11 protein-coding genes are annotated in these 14975 nt (G+C 59.1%); 9 read left to right on the forward strand and 2 right to left on the reverse strand.

Annotated features, from left to right (window positions below):
- Positions 1 to 4 precede the first annotated feature (4 nt).
- From PI739_RS10550 to PI739_RS10590, 9 genes are all read left to right on the forward strand, one after another.
- A complete protein-coding gene (locus PI739_RS10550; RefSeq protein ID WP_003436050.1) occupies positions 5 to 1174 on the forward strand; it encodes an iron-containing alcohol dehydrogenase in 1170 nt (389 codons plus the stop codon).
- On the forward strand, positions 1171 to 2430 hold the full coding sequence (locus tag PI739_RS10555) for a four-carbon acid sugar kinase family protein (protein WP_042930806.1): 1260 nt from the start codon (positions 1171 to 1173) through the stop codon (positions 2428 to 2430). Before PI739_RS10550 ends, PI739_RS10555 begins: the two co-directional genes overlap by 4 nt.
- Entirely contained in the window at positions 2423 to 3445 is a 1023-nt protein-coding gene (pdxA, locus tag PI739_RS10560) for a 4-hydroxythreonine-4-phosphate dehydrogenase PdxA (RefSeq protein ID WP_003436046.1), read from the forward strand. The genes PI739_RS10555 and pdxA overlap by 8 nt, the downstream gene beginning before the upstream one ends.
- A gap of 78 nt (positions 3446 to 3523) precedes the next feature.
- The gene (locus PI739_RS10565; protein WP_096104830.1) at positions 3524 to 4948 is read left to right on the forward strand and encodes a sodium:solute symporter family protein; all 1425 of its coding nucleotides are present in this window, start codon (positions 3524 to 3526) and stop codon (positions 4946 to 4948) included.
- Positions 4935 to 6059, forward strand: a complete 1125-nt coding sequence (locus tag PI739_RS10570) for a sialidase family protein (protein ID WP_003370014.1) — start codon at positions 4935 to 4937, stop codon at positions 6057 to 6059. Before PI739_RS10565 ends, PI739_RS10570 begins: the two co-directional genes overlap by 14 nt.
- A 54-nt stretch (positions 6060 to 6113) precedes the next feature.
- A complete protein-coding gene (locus tag PI739_RS10575) occupies positions 6114 to 6800 on the forward strand; it encodes an SDR family NAD(P)-dependent oxidoreductase (RefSeq protein ID WP_054081546.1) in 687 nt (228 codons plus the stop codon).
- Positions 6801 to 6839: 39 nt separating this feature from the next.
- Entirely contained in the window at positions 6840 to 7610 is a 771-nt protein-coding gene (locus PI739_RS10580; RefSeq protein WP_003436038.1) for a DeoR/GlpR family DNA-binding transcription regulator, read from the forward strand.
- A gap of 302 nt (positions 7611 to 7912) precedes the next feature.
- Complete coding sequence (locus PI739_RS10585; protein WP_271351806.1) at positions 7913 to 11293, forward strand: toxin VasX; 3381 nt, start codon at positions 7913 to 7915, stop codon at positions 11291 to 11293.
- 157 nt (positions 11294 to 11450) lie between these two features.
- Positions 11451 to 12050 carry a permease gene (locus PI739_RS10590; RefSeq protein ID WP_195843819.1) on the forward strand — a complete coding sequence of 200 codons (600 nt, stop codon included), beginning with the start codon at positions 11451 to 11453 and terminating at the stop codon, positions 12048 to 12050.
- 47 nt (positions 12051 to 12097) lie between these two features.
- Here the strand turns inward: PI739_RS10590 and PI739_RS10595 are convergent, their stop codons facing one another.
- A complete protein-coding gene (locus PI739_RS10595; RefSeq protein WP_054080905.1) occupies positions 12098 to 14335 on the reverse strand; it encodes an ATP-binding protein in 2238 nt (745 codons plus the stop codon).
- Positions 14332 to 14946 carry a biliverdin-producing heme oxygenase gene (locus PI739_RS10600; RefSeq protein WP_003369999.1) on the reverse strand — a complete coding sequence of 205 codons (615 nt, stop codon included), beginning with the start codon at positions 14944 to 14946 and terminating at the stop codon, positions 14332 to 14334. The genes PI739_RS10595 and PI739_RS10600 overlap by 4 nt, the downstream gene beginning before the upstream one ends.
- Positions 14947 to 14975: the final 29 nt, after the last annotated feature.

Below are 14975 nucleotides of genomic sequence, written 5' to 3' on the forward strand. Positions count from 1 at the left end.
TGCGATGTCTGCTACCTACCATTTCCAGACCGTGAAGCATGTTGTCCACGGTCCCGGCAGCCTGGATCTGCTGGGCGAAAAGCTGCCACTGCTCGATGTGCCGGTCAGGACCGTCATTCTGGTCACGCAAAACGCCATGCATAACCTTGGCGTCACCCAGCGCGTCACCGATCAGCTACGCGACCTGAATATCCGCGTGCACATGCTCGACAACGTCGAAATCGAACCGACCCTGGAAAACATCGAACGTGTGTTCCGTGACGACGTCGCTCCGCATGCGCCGGACGCCCTGATCGCCATCGGTGGAGGCAGCGTGCTGGATGCCGCCAAGCTGTTCGCCGTCATGTTGACCAATGACACGCCACTCAGAGACCTGCTGGGCATCGACAAGGTGACCCACCCCGGCAAGCCCATGGTGCTGGTGCCCACCACATCGGGTACAGGATCGGAAGTGACACCCAACGCGATCGTCACGCTGCCCGACGAAGAACTGAAGATCGGCGTGGTCAGCCGCCATCTGCTGCCGACGCTGGTGATTCTCGATCCATTACTGACCCTCAGCCTGCCCCGAGCGATCACTGCCGCGACCGGAATGGATGCCTTCACGCACTCGCTGGAGTCCTTCATTTCCACCAAGGCCAACCCGATCAGCGATGCCTTTGCCCTGGAGTCGATGCGTCTCATCGCAGGCAGCATTGTGGAAGCCTGGCAACAACCGGAATCAGTGCGCGCTCGCGGCGACATGCTGCTGGGTTCGATGTACGGCGGCCTGGCGCTGACGGCTGCCGGGACCGCTGCAGTGCATGCGCTGGCCTACCCGCTGGGAGGCAAGTTTCACGTCACCCACGGCGTAGCCAACGCCATGCTGCTGCCCCACGTGATGGCCTTCAATCTGGACAGTTGCGCCGAACGGCTCAAGCGCGCGGCACTGATCTGCGGTGTAGCACAGCAGGACGACAGCAATGAGGCGGCGGCCCACAAGCTGATCGAACAGATTCGCCAATGGACTCAAGTGCTGAACATCCCGCAGAACCTGCGTGAGTTTGGCGTGGCCGAAGAGCATCTGGCCGACATGGCCGTGGCGGCCTCAAGGGTCACCCGCCTGATGACCAATAATCCCAAGGCGCTCAGCCTTGACGATATCCAGCAACTGTACCGGTGCCTGCTGCCATGAGTCACGTCGAGTTTCCCGGCCTGTTGATCATCGCCGATGACTTGTCCGGGGCCGCCGATTGCGCGGCGGATTTCGCCTCGCGGGTCGATACCCATGTGCTGCTGAGCAACGGCGCCCCAGACCTGCAAGGGGTCATCGCCTTCGATACCGATTCGCGTCGCCTGGCGCCGCAACAGGCCGCCGAACAGAACCGCGTAGCGCTGCAGCAACAGTCCCGCGCAGGCATGGCGCTGTACAAGAAAATCGACTCGACACTGCGCGGCAATATCGCCAGCGAGGTCGATGCCTTGCAGGGGCTGCGCGGCATGGCGCTGGTCGCTCCGGCGTTCCCGGCCATGCAGCGCACCACCGTGATGGGTGTGCAATTGATAAATGGTGTGCCGGTCGATCAAAGTGATGTGTGGCGCAACGAGCACCTGCAGGGCACCGGCGACCTGCTTGAGCTGTTTGCCGCGCAGGGCCTGCACACGCAATGGCTGGGGCTCGATGCCATTCGCGACCCTGCCGGTCTGAAAACCGCTCTGCGCAGCGCGCTTGAGCAGGGTGTGCAGGTGCTGGTCTGCGACGCTGAACTGGACAGTGACCTGCTGCGTCTGGCCGACGCGTCAGTGGGCTGGCACGACGAGCTGTTCTGGGTCGGCTCTGCCGGGCTGGCTCGCCATCTGCCACAAGCGTTCGGTCTGGCCGCAGCCCTGCAGATCAGTGTCAGACCACGCTCACCGGTGCTGACCGTGATCGGCAGCATGTCCCGGCACTCTCAAGCCCAGGCCGACAGGCTCGCGCACGCCAGTCAGGCACTGTGCCTGACGCTGCAACCTTCGACGCTACTCAATGAAGAGAGGAGCACCGAGCGCGATGCCCTGAGCGAGCAGCTTCAGCAACACCTCGCCACCGGGCAGGATGTACTGGTGCGCCTCGATCAACAACAGCGCGATCCAGCCCGGGCAGCCACCTTGAGTCACGCGCTGGCGCAATGGCTGGCACCCGCCCTGCCCCATGCAGGCTCGCTGATCGCCACGGGCGGCGAAACCGCCAGGGCGATCCTGATTGCCGCCGGTATCGAACGCCTGATGCTGTCTGGCGAACTGGCCACCGGCGTGGTTCTGGCCGAAGCGCAACTGGGCAGGCACACACTCAATGTAGTGACCAAAGCCGGCGCTTTCGGCGACCCCGACACGTTGCTTGACGCCTGGCAACGGCTCCACGCACCGGCTGCGACCGACACCCCTTTCAACGAGGAAGTTTCCTATGTCTGAACGTCCCGTCATTGGTATCACCATGGGCGACGCCGCCGGGGTGGGACCGGAAATCATCATGAAAATGCTCACCCATGCCTCGGTGTACGCGACTTGCCGACCGTTGGTGATCGGCGATGCGCAACGCCTGGAAGATGCCAACCGCATCGTCGGCAGCCAACTGCGCGTCAACAGCATCGCCAGCCCGGCAGAAGCGCGCTTCATTCAGGGCAGCGTGGACTGCATCGACCTGGGTCTGATCCCCGCCGACCTGCCTTATGGAAAACTCTCGCCGGTCGCCGGTGATGCGGCCTTCCGCTATATCGAGCGCACGGTGCAACTGACTCAGGCCGGCGAGCTGGATGCGATCTGCACCGCTCCGTTGAACAAGGAAGCCCTGCACGCAGGCGGGCATATCTTCCCCGGTCACACCGAAATGCTCGCGCACCTGCTGGGCATCGAAGAAGTGTCGATGATGCTGATGACCCCGACATTACGGGTAATTCACGTCACAACCCACATCGGCATCATCGACGCCATTGCGCGCATCGAACCTGGGCTGGTCAAGCGCACCATCGAGCGCGCCAGAGAGACGCTGACCCGCGCAGGCATCGATAACCCGCTGATCGCGGTCTGCGGCATCAATCCTCACGCCGGGGAAAACGGCCTGTTCGGCTATGGCGAAGAAGCCACCAAGATCCAGCCTGCGATTGATGAACTGCGCGCCCGTGGCTGGCGCGTGGAAGGCCCGCTGCCCGCCGATACGTTGTTCTTCCGTGCCGGACGCGGCGACTTCGATGCCGTGGTTGCGATGTACCACGATCAGGGCCACGGCCCGGTCAAGGTCATGGGTCTGGAGGCCGGGGTCAACGTGACCATCGGCCTGCCGGTGATCCGCACCTCGGTGGATCACGGCACCGCTTTCGACATCGCCGGCAAGGGCATCGCCGACGAACGCAGCCTGATCGAAGCCATGCGCCAGGCCGTGGAGCTGGCCACCCGAAAACGCGACACCCGCAATTCCATCGCCGTCTGAGGTCGTTACCGGTACTGACCCAACGATCCCCAGCGGCACCCCATAACGCGCCAGAACAAAAACAATGGAGCGAGACTGATGGATACCTTCAACGCGCAAGACACCTCGATCATCATCGGTATGGTGGTCGTCTACATCCTCATAACCACCTGGATGAGCATGCGCCTGCGCAGCAAGACCAGTGAGCAATACATGGTCGCCTCGCGCACCATGCCCGCCTTTGTCGTCGGCGTGCTGATGATGTCCGAATTCATCGGCGCCAAGTCTACGGTCGGTACGGCACAAGCGGCCTTCGAAAGCGGCTTTGCCGCCTCCTGGTCAGTGATCGCCGCAGCCATCGGCTTCCCGCTGTTCGGCCTGCTGATGGCGCGCAAGCTGTACAGCTCCGGCGAATTCACCATTTCCGGCTTCATCGCCAAAAAATACGGCACCTCCACCAAACTCGCAGTCTCGATCATCATGATCTACGCGCTGTTGCTGGTGAACGTCGGCAACTACGTCAGCGGCGCGGCGGCCATTGCCACGGTTCTGAAGATCAACCTGACCACTGCGGCCTTCATTACCGCGATCATCAGCACGCTCTACTACGTGTTCGGCGGTCTGAAAAGCGTGGCTTACATGAGTATTCTGCACACCGGGGTGAAATACATCGGCGTGCTGATCGTGCTCGGCGTGGCACTGAAAATGACTGGCGGCTTCAGCCCCGTGGTGCAGAACATGCCCGAGCATTACTTCACGTGGGACGGCGCCATCGGTGGTTCGAAAATCCTCGCCTGGATCATCGGCACGGTCGGCGCGATTTTCTCCACGCAGTTCATCATTCAGGCCATCTCCTCGACGCAGAATCAGAACGCAGCACGCCGCTCGACCTTCTATGCCTCGCTGCTGTGCATCCCGATTGCCCTGGCGCTGGGCTTCATCGGTGTCGCGTCCAAGTACCTGCACCCGGAAATGAGCAGCCTGTACGCGCTGCCGATCTTCCTGCAATCGATGAGCCCGGTATTGGCAGGCGTAGTGACCATCTCGCTGGTCGCTTCGATTTTCGTCAGCGTCAGTACGGTAGCGCTGGCCATCGCCTCGCTGGTCGTCCGTGACTTCTACGTACCGTGGCGCAAACCGTCCGTGGATCAGGAATTCAAAACCACACGCCTGATCGCGTTGGTGATCGGTTTCGTGCCGCTGTTCTTCGTGTTCTTCGTCCCCGAAATCCTCAACCTGTCATTCTTCACTCGCGCCCTGCGCCTGTCGATTGCCGTTGTCGCCATGATCGCCATCTACCTGCCGTTCTTCGGTTCGGGCCGAGGCGCCACGCTGGGTCTGATCGCCTCAGCGATTACCACCAGCGTCTGGTATCTGTTGAACAACCCTTACGGCATCGACAACATGTACATCGCCCTGGTGACACCTGCCATTGTGATTGCCATCGAGCGCCTGCTGCCCCAGTCCGTGCCGAGCCAACCTGCCAATCCTGTAGAAACCGAGGTCCCCCATGCCAACCGCTGATACCCGTCAGGACGCGTTCCTGCCAACGCCTTACGCACAGAACCATGCGGCAAACCTGCACGAGCTGGCCGACGGCACAGTGCTATGCACCTGGTTCGCGGGGACTCAGGAGGGTATGGCCGACATCTTCGTACTGCTGTCGCGCCGTGACCCGGTGACGGGCGTCTGGAGCGAGCCCCGGAAAATGTCCGAAGACTCGACCCGCTCCGAACAGAACCCGATTCTGTTTCAAGCACCCGACGGCCCGCTGTGGTTGATCTGGACCGCACAGATTTCCGGTAATCAGGAGACCGCGATCATCCGCCGTCGCCTGTCGCTGGACCACGGCCAGAGCTGGGGGCCTATAGACACCCTGTTCGACGAGCCGGGCACCTTTGTACGCCAGCCGCCGGTGGTACTGGATAACGGTGACTGGGTATTGCCGGTCTGGTACTGCATCACCGGCCCCGGTGAAAAGTGGGTCGGCAACCATGACGTCAGTGCAGTAATGATCTCCACCGATCAAGGACACAACTGGTCACGCCACGACGTGCCTGACAGCACCGGCAGCGTGCACATGAATGTTCATCAGTTGGCGGATGGTAGCCTGCTCGGTCTGTTCCGCAGCCGCTGGGCAGACTTCATCTACAGCAGCCGGTCCAGCGACCGGGGACGAACCTGGAGCGTGCCGGCACCGACCGAATTGCCCAACAACAACTCGTCGATCCAGTTCGTGAGACTGGCGACGGACGAGCTGGCACTGGTCTATAACCCTGTCAGCGCCGACGGCCACGCCCAGCGCCGCGCCTCGCTGTACGACGAAATCGAAGACGAAGGTGACGAGCGGATCACACCGGGACCGCGTGAGGACGGCAAGGCTGCAGTGTGGGGCATCCCCCGTGCGCCAATGAGCCTGGCGGTCTCGCGGGACGGCGGTGGTACCTGGCCGACCCGTCTGGACCTGGAGCTGGGCGACGGCTTTTGCCTGACCAACAACTCACAGGAAAAGCTCAACCGCGAATTCTCCTACCCCAGCATCATCCAGGCCGCGGATGGCAGCCTGCATGTCGCCTTCACCTACTTCCGACAGAAGATCAAACATATTCACTTGCCGCTGAACGCGATCCGTTGACCCACCCGCGTCGATCAGCCTGCTGCCGATCGACGCCTTTGCGGAACCCATGCCATGCCCGAACCGATTCAGTCCGTACTCGTCACCGGTGCCAGCTCCGGCATTGGCAAAGCCATTGTCACGCGCTTGCTGACACAGGGCTTGCAGGTCACCGGTCTGAGCCGCCGCACGCCAGACCTGGAACACAAGAACTTCACCTGGCGAGCGTGCGACCTCAACGACTTCAACGCGCTGGACGCAGCCCTGCAGCAAACACCGCGCATCGATGCACTGATCCATGCGGCCGGCTTCATGCGCACTGCAGCGCTTGGCGAACTGGACGATGCCGATGGCCAGGCGATGTGGCATCTGCATGTGGCCGTTGCCAGCCACATGGTCAATGCGCTTTACCCACGCCTGCGCGACGGTGCCCGTATCCTGATGATCGGCAGCCGCACCATGCAGGGCGCGGCGCAACGTAGCCAGTACGCAGCGACCAAGGCGGCGCTGCAAGGCATGGTTCGCTCATGGGCGATCGAGCTGGCCCCGCGTAACATCACCGTCAACCTGATCGCCCCCGGCGCGACCGAAACGCCGATGCTGCTGGACCCGGGACGCAGTGGCACGCCGCCGCGAAAGCCTCCGATCGGCCGCTTCGTGCAACCCGAGGAAATCGCCGGTCTGGCGGCGTTTCTACTCGGCCCCGACGCGGGTGCAATTACCGGGCAAAGCCTGGTGGTGTGCGGCGGTGCGTCGTTGTAAGGTTGCATCCCGCTTCCAGGCTTTAGTGCAAGGGCTGTAATGAAAGTCGCCAACCGTCGTCAAGCGATACTCGAACTGGTTCTTTCCGGCAAATCCAACGTGGACGAGCTGTGCGCCCAACTCGGCGTCTCGGAAGCCACGGTTCGCCGCGACCTGACCGCCCTGGCCGAACACGGCTTGATCCTGCGCACCTACGGCGGCGCGGCACACGTCGGTCAGCGCGAGCCGGAAACTTCCCTGGAAGAGCGTAGCCGTCAGCACAGCCAGGAAAAAATGGACATCGCCCGTGCCGCACTGGCGCACATCGAGGATCACGACACGCTGTTTCTCGAAGGCGGTACCAGTACCAGCGCGCTGGCGCACATTCTCAATCAGCGGCGCGGGCTGCATGTGATCACCAATAACCTGCTGGCGCTGAGCGATCTGGCGTTGATCCCCGATGGGCGCATCACCGTGCTCGGCGGCACGCTGCGCGCATCGAGCATGTCGACCTATGGCGTGGCGGCGCAGGCAGCCCTGGAACACCTGAGTGCCGACAAACTGTTCATCAGTGCCGATGGCGTGGTAGCGGAGCTGGGTCTGTGCGAGGCCAGCGCCGAACAGGCGTATCTAAAGGAAAACATGGTGGCACGTGCCGCTCAGGTCTTCGTCCTGGCTGACGTCACCAAGCTGGGCCGAGCTCGTCAGCAGCACTGGACACCCTTGCGCCAGCCCTGGACGCTGATTACCAACCCGGTGGATGACGAATCCCTGCTCGCTCCGTTCAAGGCACGCAAGAGTATTCAGGTGGAAATTGCACTGCCTGCCTGATTCGGCAAACGACCTGATTTCCTGTTCGTGGCACTTGGCGCGGGCCGTGCAGACTTTTGCGCACCCAATACCTAAATAAAATCGACCAAGGCTTGTACTCAAAGCGATGCAGCGAGCATGCGCGAGTCAGCGCACGTGTGCAGATACTTGCGCACTATTTCACGCTTTTCTTGCTCGATGTCTTTGCTTTAAATCCCTATCTCTTTGTTTTTTATAGATAAGTAGACAGTCGGCACACATCTTGGAATGCACCTCTGCATACAGCGGGCGATATCGACCGTTTCTGCGCAGAGATTCCATGCATGACCGACAAATCCGGCACCCATACCCAACGACGTGCTGCAACGTTCGCCAAAACTCCCGCCACGGCCACCAGCCTGTGTCCCTTCCGCGGACCTGACGTCGCCATCGTGCCCGTGCGCTATGCGCTGGATCGCTCCCGCTACGATACCGCGCCCCAGAAGCTGAAACCGCTACTCAAGGGCAGCCGCTGGGCGGTGATGCCGAAGCTGAAAACACGCAGCTATACCCTTCGCCAGCTGTATGACGGTTACGTATATGTCTATGACGAGACTGCCGAAACGTTGCATGAGTACGCGGTGTCAGCCGCCACTGGCAACCTGAGCCGTATTGTCTGGACCGATACGCAGCTTGGCAGTGACCGGCGAAGCGGTGCCGACGATGGCAAACCCTTCCTGCTCTATCCGCGAAACAACCGGCTTCATATCGCCTTTTCTTCGCTGCAATGGACGTGGCGAACATGCGAACACCTGCGTTCGAACCCGGCAAGCCGCGCTTCATGGATGAAAGCGCTGGATCTGAAACGCTACTGCATGACCATGGCCGAGCCGGATACCTTGCCGTTGAACCGCATTGCCGAAGCGGTGGCGGACATCGACAAGGAGCATGTGGTTGATGATGACCGCTTTGCAGACTCGGAGATTCCTACATCCAAGGCCTCCAGCGAAGAAACCCAGCCGTTGTTTTCGCCAATCGGCGCTGACGTTTTCTGGCAGGGCAGCGTTGAAGACCAGCACAGCTCACTGCTCATCGCCCTTGATGACCCGCTGGCCATTTTCAACGATCTGGGCATGCAACTGGCCGCCGATCAGGCCGCTTACCGCAACTGGCAAGCCGAGCACGAACACAGGATCCAGATCGCCCAGACGGTCACCGCACTGTGCGGCGCTGAAAGTGAACCAGAGAAATTGCCGACATCGGTGCGCGACAATGCGGCGCTCACCCATCAGTACCTGGGCGAGCTCGAAGCTTACTTCGAGCAGTGCATCCTTGAGGAAGCGCAGATCAGCAGCAGTAACGTTCCCGGCGATTTTCTGCTGATGCCGGACATGTTCAAGAGCTTGGAAATGCGCAAATCGATTGAAATGCGTTACGGCAGCGCGCCCTCCGACGAGGCCCTGCAAGCCTGGAAAGATCGCCACAAATGGCGGCGCGAGGTCGATCTGAGCGGTGCGCGCCAATACCTTCAGCAGCACCTGTCAACCGGCGACACACTGCTGCAACAGGTGCGTGACACGCAAAGCGACTTTAGGCAATGGTCGACCCATCTGGGCACGGAACCGCTCAAGCTGTTTGTCGACACCACCCACCCAGAAAGCCTGCTTTATCTGCAAACGCTCATGCTTAACCTGCAGATCATCTACGCTCAGGACAACGCCGCCAGCACCTGGCTTGCCGAGCAGGAAGCCAACGACAGCAGCCTGTTTGGCACCTTGCGCTATGGCTTCTCGCCGGCGCTCAAACACGCGCTGCATCAGGAGGCCAACGCGCTGCTGAACGGCCTTGGCGACGTGACCAACCTGGCCACCCGAATCGGCGAACTCAACGGCACGCTCAATCATCAGGGCTTTGCCGACAAGCCGTGGATGAAGGCGCTGAAACAACCCGTTCAGGACACCTTCAAAGCTCTCGGCCAACTGGCCGGCAGCGCAGGCAAGGCGACGTTCGAAAGCATCCTGCTGGCCTGGGTGCCCATCGACAGCCGCCTGGCGGTGGGCAAGCAGCAGAACATCGTTGCACTGATACGCACGCTGTTGATCGGCCAGACCCTGCTCGATTCGAAGGCGCGTATCGCGATCGATCACAAGATGCTCGCGAAGCTGAAAAACTGGATCAGTGAGTGGCAGGTGCTCAACAAACAGATCAGTGATACCCGTCGCAGCTGGCTCTACCCAACCGCTTACAACCCCCGCAAAAGCATCGCCAGCCACCTGCGCACGCTCGAGCAAAAGCTTCGCCTGCACGAACTGAGCATGCCCGCCCTGCTCGACTTTCAGAACAACGAGTACGCCAGGCAGTTGCAGGGCGAGATTCGCCTGCACTTCCAGTCCGGCAAAGCCATCGCCAAAAACTGGCTGAGCACCGCCAAGCGCTGGCTCGATGGACTGGGAGGGATTGCCGGCTCGATCACCTGGAGCGTGATCATGCTCAACTTCATCAACACCGCCTTCACTTATCGCGACCTTACTCGGGATGGAGACTTCAGTGCCAAGGACATCGGCAAGGTGACGTATGGGTTGGGGTATAGCTTTAACTTGTTGATGGCGGTGTTTGTTGAAGCGCCGTGGGCGGTTATCAGTACGGCGAAGCCACTTGTCATTGGCGGCTATAACATAGGCATTCTCGATAAATCGGCGGCTTACTGGAAAGCACGAGGTAATGCGGTTTGGGGGGATGCGATAAGGGGGTTTAGAGGTTCGATGGTGGCGATGGGGGCGTTTGGGATAGCGGCCGCGGCGCTGGAGGCAATCGACATCAGCAACGACCGGAGCAAGCTGAAAACTTCGGCAGAGAAAAACGCGACTGTGATAAAGGGGCTCGCTGTAGCTGCAATGGGGCTAGCCTCGTTAGCTCAATTGCTAACAGGTATATCGCCTGCTAGCAGGCTAACTGCTGTAGTTATGAGTCCGTGGTTCAGTTTGGCACTACTCATAGCAGGCACAATTTACCTCTTCGCGACAATGGTGTTAAATTATTTCAAACAAGATAGCGTTGGCTGGTGGCTACGTAAATGCTGTTGGTCACGGACCCCAGAGCACCAACATGCAAATACCGCCCAAGGACAAAATGATGAGATACGTAGCTTATTGCAAATACAACTAAGCCCACAAATTTATGTAAAAAGCACGGTACATTACGAAGACCGATATCTTGGCAAAGGTGATTACATCAGTGTTGCTGTACAGAATGGTGCCGGCATACAGGTTCGTCTACCGGGTACACTGCGCGGGTCATCTGTATCTGTTAACGTCATTAGCAGCAAGCGACCGTGGGGCGTGCTACCTGTAGAAAAAATAGACCGCTCAGTCCAATCAGATTTTCTGGACCGAGGACAATTCAGGAACGTCAAACAGTTCGGGACGCTTACAAACAAGCCTGTAGGCAAAGCTTATGAAGACTTTACTTACCCTCTGATGCCACCTCAAAACGAAGATGTTATTTGGGAAACTTGGGTACCGCTTGATAAGGACGCCAGCTATCTGGAATTGCAAATACATTACCCAATGCACCTGATAAATTCCGGCCAGAACGATACGGGTTATTCATTTCAGCTAGAACTTGACACTAAAGGCAGTACATCTTTCGCTGACCTGACTGAAGCTGAACTTGAAGTGAAATCTTCTAGTCGAGAAGGTATTCTAATGCTTGAAATTGCGAATTAAAAACATGAATACACCTCAAAAATTGCCGCACTCAAAATCCGATTTCAGAGCAGGCGAATGCATCGCAGAGCCACCTTTAAAACGCTTACCTCGCTTGATAGGCAACGACGTCCTGAGTTGGTCAATCAAAGCAATGGCGCATCCTCCGAGAGAAATTATGCGAATGCAATTATTTTTGGGGCTGGGTCACGTAGCGATGCTCTTGTTCAATGTTTGGGCATGGTGGGACTTATTTATTCAGGAGCCACACTGGGCGGCTGTGTTCACTTCGGTCATCGCCGCGAATTATGCTTACTATGTTGGCTTGATGGTCCGCCAAAAAACCATCTTCAACTACACCCTGAAAACCGATGGCGCCACGGTCGAGTATTACCTCCACTACCCCGACTTCGCCTCAAGCTTCTTCAAGGGCATCGCCATTTTCGTCATGTTGGTATTCGGATTCGTCGCCGTCCTGACCGGATCGTTGCTCTTTCTGGTCGGCCCGGTAGCGATGGCCTTCATCGCCGCCATCAAACTGCTGAACTGGGAAAACCCTGTCCACCATCGACAAACCGCCCCCTGGCACCTGCATGAATTTGTCACGGTCGATCACAGACGCCTGATGGTCATCATCCATTGCGACGATATCACCACCGGCTTCGCCGCGCGCTTTCCCAGCAAGGCGTTGATGGACAAGTACCTCGCTTTCCTGCGCGAGGTACTTCCGGCGAACGCTGAATACATCGAAAAAGCCACTAACTGGTATCAGGGCTGACGCAACTCAGGCTTGAGCCGACACACACTGCAAGCCTGAGAAAGCGATCAAACTGCCATTGGCACCGTGAAGCGGAACTCGCTGCCCTCGCCCACCCGGCTTTGCGCAGCCAGTTCACCGCCGTGTGCCTTGATGATGCCTTGCGAGATGTACAGGCCCAGACCGGTGCCGGTCGGGTTGCCTTCCTTGACGGTCCAGTAGCGCTCGAAGATGTGTGGCAACTGCTCGGGAGGGATACCCTCGCCGGAGTCCCGTACGGTGAACACGATTTCAGCGCCGTTGGACATTGCCGCCACACCGATTGTGCCCATTTTCGGGGTGAACTTGATGGCGTTGCCGATCAGGTTGGACAGCACCTGGAAGAGACGCTCCGGGTCGGCCTGGACCTTGAGGTCAGGCTCGGCGTTGAAGGAGATCTCGATGGACTTGTCCATCGCCAGGGGGGCCAGCAAGGTGTAAGCCTCCTCGAATATCTGGCTGACTTCCAGCGGCTGCGGCGTAATGGTGTAACGGCCTGCTTCGATTTTCGAGGTGTCGAGCAGGTCTTCGAGCAACACATTCATGCGGCTGGCCGCTTGCTGCATGGTATCGATTGCCGTGGAAATACGTCGCGAGGTGTGTGGCCCATCGGAGCTGAACGACTTCTGCATCATCCCACACAGCATGGAAATGACCGTCATCGGGTTGCGCAAGTCATGGGACACAACCGCTACCAGCTCGTCGCGGGCGCGAACGGCCTGCTGCTCCCTGCGCACCTGGCGGGCGAGGTCATTTTCCAGAGCGGAGCGGCGCAGGTCATTGGCGGCGAACACATCGCCATAGCTCCACTTCGTAGCGATCCCGGTCATCTCGACTTTCCAGATCTCAAACGAGGTGCGCGGCCGAAGACGCATGCCGCCTGCCGAGCTCTCCATATCCAGTGGTTTTTTCGGATTACCGCTCCACTGAACCGTTTCCTTGACCTCGGGGCGAAACCAGATAACGCCGTTGTCGACCGGCTTTGGCAGGCTCATCGCCAATACGCCGCTGGCAATTGGCTGATAGGCCTCGGCAGGCGGATAGACACTGGATAGATGATGACTGGCATACACTGGTTCGCCACCAGCAATCATCCACGCATGCAGTGCACGTACCTCAGAAGGCTCCGGGCAGGTGCCGAAACAATGCGTTTGCCGGTCTTCGATGATGGCGACGCCGCTCGCGCCTACCAGATCCATCAATAACTGTGGTTGCTGCGCCAGACCGTCAAAGACGTTTTCTTCGGACTCGGCCATGGCCAGATTCAATTGCTCGAGCGCCCTGACTTTCGCCTCTCGCTGACGGCTTATTTCCAGCGCTTCCATGGCACTGATCTGCAGGGAAAGTACCTGACCTATCGCCTGGCAGGCACTGCGCAGTTCGTGAGTCACGTACAGCGGCGTGCGGTTGCCGCAACTGATCAATCCCCACAACTTGCCGCCCTGAATCAGCGAAACACTCATGGATGACAGCACGCCCATGTTCTTCATGTACTGGCAGTGGATCGGTGAAACACTGCGCAACGTCGAAAAACTCAGATCAAGCTGCTCCTGAGTGTCCGGACGCAGTTGAGGCAACAAGGGCACAGGGATGTAATCGGCATCGGGAATAATGCGCAGCCAGTTGCGGCGATACAGCTCGCGCGCCTGCTCGGGAATGTCCGATGCCGGGAAAAACAGTCCATTGAAAAGCTCCATGGAGGGCGACGACGCTTCAGCGATCACCTGACCATGGCCTTCCTCTTCGAAACGGTAGATCAGCACCCGGTCGTAACCGGTCATTTTCTGGATCTCGCGGACACTGACTTCATACAGGGTCTGCAGATCACTCGCAGCATGCAACTGGCGCAACATGCGGCCCATGTTGCCGGTGCGCTCGGAATAACCGATCGCTTGCGCATCCTTGTCCTGAATCTCCAGTTCCAGAATCAGAACGCCCTGGCTGCGGTGCAGCAAGGCTTCAAACTCGATGCCGTTGATCGACATCAGCAGGCGTTGCGCGTCGATGAACGAGTCATGAGCACTGGCGCTTTTAATCACCTCGGCCCAGCCAGCGCCCAGCACACAGTCCAGCCCCTTGCCGAGCACCTGCTCGGGCACATGGCCCAGCACAGAGTGCACGTTGGCACTGACTTGCAGGATAGTCAGCTCGGGCTCTTGCAACGTGAACAGCAGGCCGTGGGGTTGAATGGCGCCAGGGAACTGAATGGGCTCATCCGCACAATTGGCCAGAAGGACTTCAAAGGCGTCTTTGTCGAGTTGGCTCATAGCAGTACCTCTTGACCCTCGAGCCAGTGCTCGAAACATGCAAATGTGGAGTGCGCTGCAAACGCGGCGGCATCAATAAGAACAACTTCTCGCGGCACGTCGTCCAGATGATTCAGAAACGCCTTCCAGCGAGGTCCGGTGAGGGCACCGTACACATCGAGAAAGGCCGTTCCACGTTGCTCATCCAGGCCCAAACGCCGGTTTATCTCACGTCGCAACACCTGCCCGCCCAGTGTCGCCCCTTCCAGCACATACATCACACCCAGGCATGCACCGGCAGAATCAACAGTGGGCAACCGTTCGCAGCGGGGCAATTGCCCGATGTCGTGATCGGACAGCCCCAGCGCACGCAGATCCTCGACCAGCACAGGAGTTTTGACCCTCTCGACCGGAATAAGCTCCGCAGGTATCAAGGCACTGCCATGCAGTATCGCTTCAAGCGGTGCATAAAAACCGTAGTAGGCCTGAAGCAGACGGAGGTAAAGAGCGTGATCCAGAGCGGGTGAAAAAAACGGCATGCGTTTTTCAAGCTTGACGTGCAACTGCCTCGTTTCAGCACGCAGTGCATCAAGCAGTTTCGGCGGGTTAACACATGAAAAACTTGCCGGCATCCAGTAAGGCTCTTGAGTGTGCAATGGGC

The sequence above is a fragment of the Pseudomonas cerasi genome (assembly GCF_027983475.1).
GTDB classification, from domain to species: Bacteria; Pseudomonadota; Gammaproteobacteria; order Pseudomonadales; family Pseudomonadaceae; genus Aquipseudomonas; species Aquipseudomonas cerasi.